Source organism: Arcticibacterium sp. (genome assembly GCF_055134445.1).
In genome coordinates this window covers 1-6,723 of record NZ_JBSRVI010000155.1, presented here as the reverse complement: position 1 = coordinate 6,723, position 6,723 = coordinate 1, and the positions used below count along the sequence as shown (strand labels likewise).

Below are 6,723 nucleotides of genomic sequence, written 5' to 3'. Positions count from 1 at the left end.
ATTCCCATTGTTATATTGCACAAAACAGCATATAGGAAGGTAGGCTTGTAATCAACTTTTTAATTTTGAAATATTAAAATTCCAAATGATTAATTGATTGGATGCCAATTGATTTAAAAACCTGCGTGAATTTGTTGATTTCTTTTATTAGACACCAACAAATTGAATACATGATTCTTGTGATAGGAGGTAAAGCCAAACCATCATCATATTTCAAATGAAAATGCAGGGTGTTAGAATGTATCATTCCGGTTAAAGATGTTTTAACCTGGTTAATGCTTTGGAGAATCGTAATGAATTTTAAAAATCAGACATGTAAACGAGATTAGCATAGCGGTTTACCTTGAGCTTGCCAATGGGAAGCAATTTAGCTATGGTCGCGATAAAATTGGGAGATTTTCTAATGAATAAAGCAGGTTAAATTAAGATAAACATCAAACATTTTCCATGGTGTTAACCGTGCCAGAAATAGTGCAAGATAGTTTTACGGTATTGAAAATGGTACCAAATTTTTCAAGGTTCTTTTTTAACAAGGCAGGATTAAGGTTTTTATCATTGCTGTAGATAGTCAAACGGTATGCTATGTTGTCCATCCTTGGAGGATTTTCAAGACGAATGGCATTCACCTGAAGCGTGGCTTCTGTGTATTCAAACTTCAGCATTTCCGAAAACCGCTCTACATTTTTCAGCATACACGCAGCAAATGAACCCAAGAATAGTTCAGCAGGATTTGCTAAGGTTTTAGCTGAATTTTTGGTCGTGCCAAAATCTATCTCAGCATCCTTTATGTGAATAATGGCATCCTTATTTGAGATAGACGAAGCCTTAATTTGATAATTCATGTTTTTCTATTTTAAGAGGACCAAAACGTCGTTGTAGGAAGGAACTCTGCTTATGGAAAGCTTAATTGCAATATTACGATAGAAATCTAAAGGGAAATATGACTAAAATCATTTAAACCCGAATTATGCGTTGGGTAATTGTTATGAGTTTTAAAATGCAATAAATCAGACAATTATAAGGAAATTAGGATAGCGGTTTACCCTGAGATAATGTCGAAGGATTCAGGTGATTGAATTTAAATGCGTTTACGCCTGCACTGAGACTGACGAAGTGAACTGTTTTGTATTACCTTCAGCTTGCCGATGGGAAGCAATTTCGTTACGGTCCCGATAAAATCGAGAGATTTACTAATGCATAAAGCGGGTTTATTTAGCTATCCGCAAGGCTTCCGCAAATGCGAGGTCAAATTCACTATCTTCAATTGCTCTGGCTGCTTTTTCAACATCATACGCCACTCTATAAAAGGAAACTTTTAAAGTTTCAGATTTAGAAGAAGTAGACTGATTCAATTCTAAAATAGCATAACAAGCTCTTGGGTCACCATCTTTAGGTTTACCCACAGAGCCAATATTCACCACATGTTTGAACGTCTGGTCGTTCTGAATTATCCTATGAAAGGGTTTGTGGGTATGACCACATAAGAGTACGTCCGCTTGGTATGCCCGCATCATACTCAATACTTCCTGCTCAGGGTAATCAACGACCATATAATCATTAATGGCTTTTACGCTTCCGTGTACCATCAGCAGGTTAAAAGGTTCATTATTAGTAACAAAGTTTAACGTTAAATGTCTGGGTAGATTGATGAGATAGTCTCTATTTTCATCACTGACCATTGTTCTGGTCAAGCCTTTGTTAGAAGGTTTATCTTCTAAAGAAACCGGCTTAAGTAAGGCCTCATCATGATTTCCCATAATGGTAGGAATACCTCTTTTTCTAATTTCATGGACCACTTCGTTAGGCCAAACGTTATAACCCACCAAATCTCCTAAACAATATATGGCATCTACCTTTTCGGATTCCACATCCTTGAAAAAAGCTTCAAGAGCGGGTAAATTGGCATGTATGTCTGAAAAGAAAGCGATTTTCATATTAAGCTGTTTTTGGGGCATCGTAGTATTTCTTTTTCAACCAAAACGAAACTTTCACCAGAAGAATTAAAGCCGGAACTTCTACCAAAGGCCCAATAACCCCTGCAAATGCTTGCCCTGAATTCAGTCCGAAAACGGCGATGGCAACCGCAATGGCGAGTTCAAAGTTATTTCCTGCTGCAGTAAAGGCTACGGAAGCTGTTTTGTCATACTCGGCTCCCATGGCTTTGGTAACAAAAAAGCCGATGATAAACATAAGTGTGAAGTAAATAAGTAAGGGAACGGCTATGATTAAAACATCCATCGGGATTTGTACTATCAATTCACCTTTAAGCGAAAACATCACCAAAATGGTAAATAAAAGAGCAATTAAGGTCATAGGCGAAATGGTAGGGATAAATTTCTGTGTGTACCATGCCTCTCCTTTTAGTTTGACTAAAATCAATCGACTTAAAATGCCCAATAGAAAAGGAATACCTAAATAGATGGCGACGCTTTCGGCAATAGTTCCGATGGAAATATCTACGATGGCACCTTCAAAACCGAAATAAGGTGGAAGAACCGTGATGAAAAGCCATGCATAAAAGCTATAAGCAAAGACCTGGAAAATACTATTCAAAGCTACTAATCCCGCTCCGTATTCGCTGCTACCTTCGGCTAAGTCATTCCATACCAAGACCATGGCAATGCAACGAGCTAAACCTATTAAGATAAGACCAACCATGTATTCTGGATAATCTCTCAAAAAAGTGATGGCTAAAATGAACATCAATACTGGGCCAACTATCCAGTTCAAAATGAGGGAAATAGAAAGTATTTTGGTGTTTTTGAAAACCTTTGGTAGTAAGGCATAATTGACTTTGGCCAGAGGTGGATACATCATCAATATCAAACCAATGGCAATCGGAATATTGGTGGTTCCACGGCTAAATGAATTAATGACATCTGGAAAAGTAGGTACAAAATACCCTATTCCCACCCCTACAGCCATGGCTACGAAAATCCATAATGTGAGGTTTCTGTCTAGAAAACTAAGTTTTTTCATGTTAAGCTTTGATTTGCGAGAAAACGTAAAATAATTCGGTGGCTATTTGGAGGCTTCGCTCCTGATATTTTTCAGCCTGCTGAGGCGTATTATCAAATGCTTTAGGGTCGTCATAATTTACAGCAATTCGTTTTTCTGCCCCAGCAATAAATGGGCAGTCGCCGTCTGCTTGTGAGCAAGTCATGATGGCTGCAAAACCAGCGTTAGGATTAAAATCGCTGTCTAGCTTTTTAGAAAATCCTATAACTGGATGTTGGTTTTCACCGTACTTGATACTGTAAATGGGATTATCGGTTTCTGCAATTTTTCTTACGTCGAAGCCGGTGTATTTAAGTGTCTCGGCTGCCATAGGGAAAAGTGCTGTACTTTCGGTACCTCCCGAGTAACAAAACACGTTTTTAATGTCTAAATGATGGGCCATGGTCTGTGCCCATACTTGCGATAAATGACTTCTGCGTGAGTTGTGGGTACATATGAAGTTGAGGCGGATTTCTTCATTGGTTTTAACTTTTTCCTGAATGAAACTCACTAAAGGAGCTAGGATTGTTTTTCTTTCCGCCGAAATTTGGTCTGGTTTCAGGCTTAGAATGGTTTTTTGAATGGGAAGGTAAACGGCCATTATAATTAATATTAGTTTGAATGATTTATTGCGATTGGTGAATTTAACAGCAATTCCCTTGAGGGATATCTTGATCAAAAAAACCAATCATGATTGATTTCATTTTTGTCCAGTTTTCGGTGTTTATGCAGTAGCAAACACTAGTGCCTTCTACGCTGCCCTTGATGAGTCCTAAATGTTTTAACTCCTTAAGATGCTGGGAAATGGTGGGCTGTGCCAGTCCAATTTCATGAACTAAATCACCGCAGACACAACTTTTAATATCAAACAAGTGCTGCAGAATGGCCACTCTTGCTGGATGCCCAAATACTTTAGCGTATATGGAGATTTCATTTTGTTGGTCTGAAAATATTTCTGTTTTGGCTAAGCCCATTTCCATATTTATTACTTAATCGCAATGTTACGATTAAGGGTTTGGAAGTCAAAACTATTTTTGAATTTTTGATGGCATGCGGTATAACAAAAAAAGCCAAGGAAGCAATTGAATCCTTCCGTGGCTTTTAATTTTCTAAGAAGCTGTTTTTTTACCCTTCAATATACCCTACAACCCGCTCCGTGAGGTCTTTTTGACCTCGTGGAACTGTTATTCGGTCTTCAGACCGCTTCTAAAGTTTTATTGAAAATGTTTGTGACATGAATAGCCTTTATAATCATCTAGTAATGTTTTGAGGATATCACTTCTGTGGTTTTCGCTTAGATTATATTAATTAGAGTAATTAAATTTTAACCATCGATTTTAATACCGAAAGGTATTTTACGCAAGGTAAGGCCTCCCTGTCGGCAGACATAACTGGATAAACTAACTTATTAGTTTGTGGACTAATGTATTAGTTGTAAATTCCATAATTGAAACAATACAACAAGAAATGAATTAAGTGAACCAAGAAATGTAGAGAAGGGAAATAATTCTGGAGAATGGGGAAAGCCGTTTTATATTATAATGGACGATGTCCATTCTCGTATTTTCTTAATGCTAGTCTGGAATTCGACTATAATAATCCCACTAATTTGAGAATAATAATGAAAACAATCACAGCTCTTTTTCTATTCAGTACGATTTTGACATTTGGTCAAGAACGGTTTCAAATAATAGGTAAGTTTTCCGGTAAAAAGCTAGATAAAGTAAGTGTTGCTAGAAGTCAAAATTATCTAATTGATGAAATAATTATTGAAAATAGAACATTTGAGATTAGGGGAAAAATTAAGGAACCTGGTGGAGTAAGAATAATAGTTAATGATGAGTATACTCTGCCTTTTGGCATATTTGTGGATGGCGGAACAATCACTGCTAACTTTCGAGAAGTTCCAGAATTTTCAAAAGGAACTCGCGTAAACCCGATAATAGCACCTTATAGAATAAAGGGAAATAAAGTTTCAAAAAACGAGAATAAAATTTTAAAGTATTATAGGAAGAAACTAGATTTTGGGAATATAAAACAGAAACATAAAAATAGATTAGTATTAAAAACAGAAAAACATATTGACAAATTTCCAAATTCTTGGAGTGGATTAAATTTACTAGGTCTGTTTATGTCAAGCTCGATAATGAATGATGAGAAAATCATAGAGTTACTTACAAAACTACCTGTTGACGCTCAAAAATCGCGATTAAATTATGGCCCCTGGATTCAAAGTTCTGTTGCGGAAAGACAAACGAATTTTACTGGTAAAAAAATTATAAACTTCAGTATTCCTGATGCTAAGGGAATAGAAACGGAAATTATTGATACTACTAAGAATTTGACTTTTATTCAATTTTGGTCTTCATGGTGTGGCCCATGTAGAAGTACAAACAAGAAAATTGTTGAACTAATACAAAGAATAGATACTTCTAATGTTTCTTTTGTTAATATCTCACTTGACGAGGATTTGGATGCTTGGCATAAAGCAATAGAAGAAGACGGAATTACATGGCTGCAATTGATTGAGAAGGATTCATTTCGTAGTCAAATAGTAAAGTACTTCAATTTCAAAAGCATCCCATTTGATATCCTGATAGACAAGAATTATAATATTGTGAGTTTGGGGTATAGTAATTCAATGGAAATTATTGAACAAAAATATAAAAAGTAACATTTTTCCAATACCTTGCTCCGCGAGGTCTTCCTGCCTGTCGGCAGACTGTTTGACCTCATGGTTATGCCATTCGGTATCCAGGCTTCACATGTTCGGTTGAAAATGGTGTCAAAAAGGGCAAAAAGTTAAATAGTACCGCCTTAAAAACCCTAAGAAGCCAAAACTTCCTCATATCTAAACTTAGTAATGGCTATAATCAAATCAACAGGAAGTGGTTTGTCTAAGGGAAAACGGATAGTTCCTTTGGAAGGATTATACGGAGCAAGCTCTTCGGCAAAAGCAGCCGTACCGCTGGAGGTAGGATAAAAGCCCAAATGCTTTTTAGTAACAGCATAGTAAACCAGCACCTTTTTGAATTTTATGGCGGGCATATTATAACTAATCACCTCTTCGGCTTCTGGAATAGTTTTAGCCAAAATAGCACGAATTTGTTTTAAAATTGGCTGCAGCTTTTCTTCCTGCATGCCAATGTATTCGTCGGTACTTTGAAATTTATGTCCTTTCATTGTTTGGCGTTTATGCACTACTGAAATTATATATTTATATAATTTTCACAAGAACTCATCTCGTTTATTCCTTGATTTACAGGTATACTATTTTTGTGCTAGCTGGATGTTTGTATGGTCATTTCTATTGAAGTAAAGGCATTTTCTCAAAAGCACCACCACAGTTTGGACAAACGTTTTGTAAGACTTGATTGACACAGAAAGTAGATTCATACCTGCATATCATAACTTCTTGGCGATAGCTTTTTTTAACAATTCTCTCAGCCAAGTCTAAAATCCAACATGGTAGTCGGCTTTATGATGTATTGGAAAATTAAGAGATTGGGCTATAAAACAAAACTCGTTAGCCTTTTTATGAAGCTTATCTGCCGTGGCTTTCATTTCTTCACTTTCTAGGGTAATGCTTGGACACAGGGTTATCTCGATAAACTTTCCTGAGCCATCGTTATTTTCTATCATGGTGCCCTTAGGTCTGTCCACATAAGCAAGTACATTGATTTGGCTTACGGAGCATAAATGCAAAAACCACAACATGTGACAGGA

9 protein-coding genes are annotated in these 6,723 nt (G+C 36.6%); 1 reads left to right on the top strand and 8 read right to left on the bottom strand.

Annotated features, from left to right (window positions below; translation table 11 throughout):
• Positions 1 to 434: 434 nt before the first annotated feature.
• The 5 genes from ACTBZY_RS19935 to ACTBZY_RS19915 form a co-directional block, all read right to left on the bottom strand.
• Entirely contained in the window at positions 435 to 842 is a 408-nt protein-coding gene (locus ACTBZY_RS19935; protein WP_463048132.1) for an OsmC family protein, read from the bottom strand.
• Positions 843 to 1,208: 366 nt separating this feature from the next.
• On the bottom strand, positions 1,209 to 1,934 hold the full coding sequence (locus ACTBZY_RS19930; RefSeq protein WP_463048131.1) for a metallophosphoesterase family protein: 726 nt from the start codon (positions 1,932 to 1,934) through the stop codon (positions 1,209 to 1,211).
• Between the two features lies 1 nt (position 1,935).
• The gene (gene arsB, locus ACTBZY_RS19925) at positions 1,936 to 2,979 is read right to left on the bottom strand and encodes an ACR3 family arsenite efflux transporter (RefSeq protein ID WP_463048130.1); all 1,044 of its coding nucleotides are present in this window, start codon (positions 2,977 to 2,979) and stop codon (positions 1,936 to 1,938) included.
• Position 2,980: 1 nt separating this feature from the next.
• Positions 2,981 to 3,598, bottom strand: a complete 618-nt coding sequence (locus tag ACTBZY_RS19920; RefSeq protein WP_463048129.1) for an arsenate-mycothiol transferase ArsC — start codon at positions 3,596 to 3,598, stop codon at positions 2,981 to 2,983.
• A 43-nt stretch (positions 3,599 to 3,641) separates the two neighbouring features.
• Positions 3,642 to 3,971 (bottom strand): ArsR/SmtB family transcription factor, encoded by a 330-nt coding sequence (locus ACTBZY_RS19915; RefSeq protein WP_463048128.1) that lies wholly within the window; start codon positions 3,969 to 3,971, stop codon positions 3,642 to 3,644.
• A gap of 647 nt (positions 3,972 to 4,618) precedes the next feature.
• Here ACTBZY_RS19915 and ACTBZY_RS19910 point away from each other — a divergent pair.
• Positions 4,619 to 5,671: a thioredoxin-like domain-containing protein gene (locus ACTBZY_RS19910; RefSeq protein WP_463048127.1), complete on the top strand. Its 1,053-nt coding sequence runs from the start codon at positions 4,619 to 4,621 to the stop codon at positions 5,669 to 5,671.
• A gap of 152 nt (positions 5,672 to 5,823) precedes the next feature.
• On the opposite strand, the gene ACTBZY_RS19905 is transcribed toward ACTBZY_RS19910, so the two are convergent.
• From ACTBZY_RS19905 to ACTBZY_RS19895, 3 genes are all read right to left on the bottom strand, one after another.
• Positions 5,824 to 6,180, bottom strand: coding sequence for an iron chaperone (locus ACTBZY_RS19905; RefSeq protein WP_463048126.1), 357 nt, complete (start codon positions 6,178 to 6,180; stop codon positions 5,824 to 5,826).
• A gap of 124 nt (positions 6,181 to 6,304) precedes the next feature.
• Positions 6,305 to 6,406, bottom strand: coding sequence for a DUF1272 domain-containing protein (locus ACTBZY_RS19900; protein WP_463048133.1), 102 nt, complete (start codon positions 6,404 to 6,406; stop codon positions 6,305 to 6,307).
• Positions 6,407 to 6,450: 44 nt separating this feature from the next.
• The coding region (locus ACTBZY_RS19895; protein ID WP_463048125.1) for an OsmC family protein at positions 6,451 to 6,723 on the bottom strand (273 nt) is incomplete at its 5' end.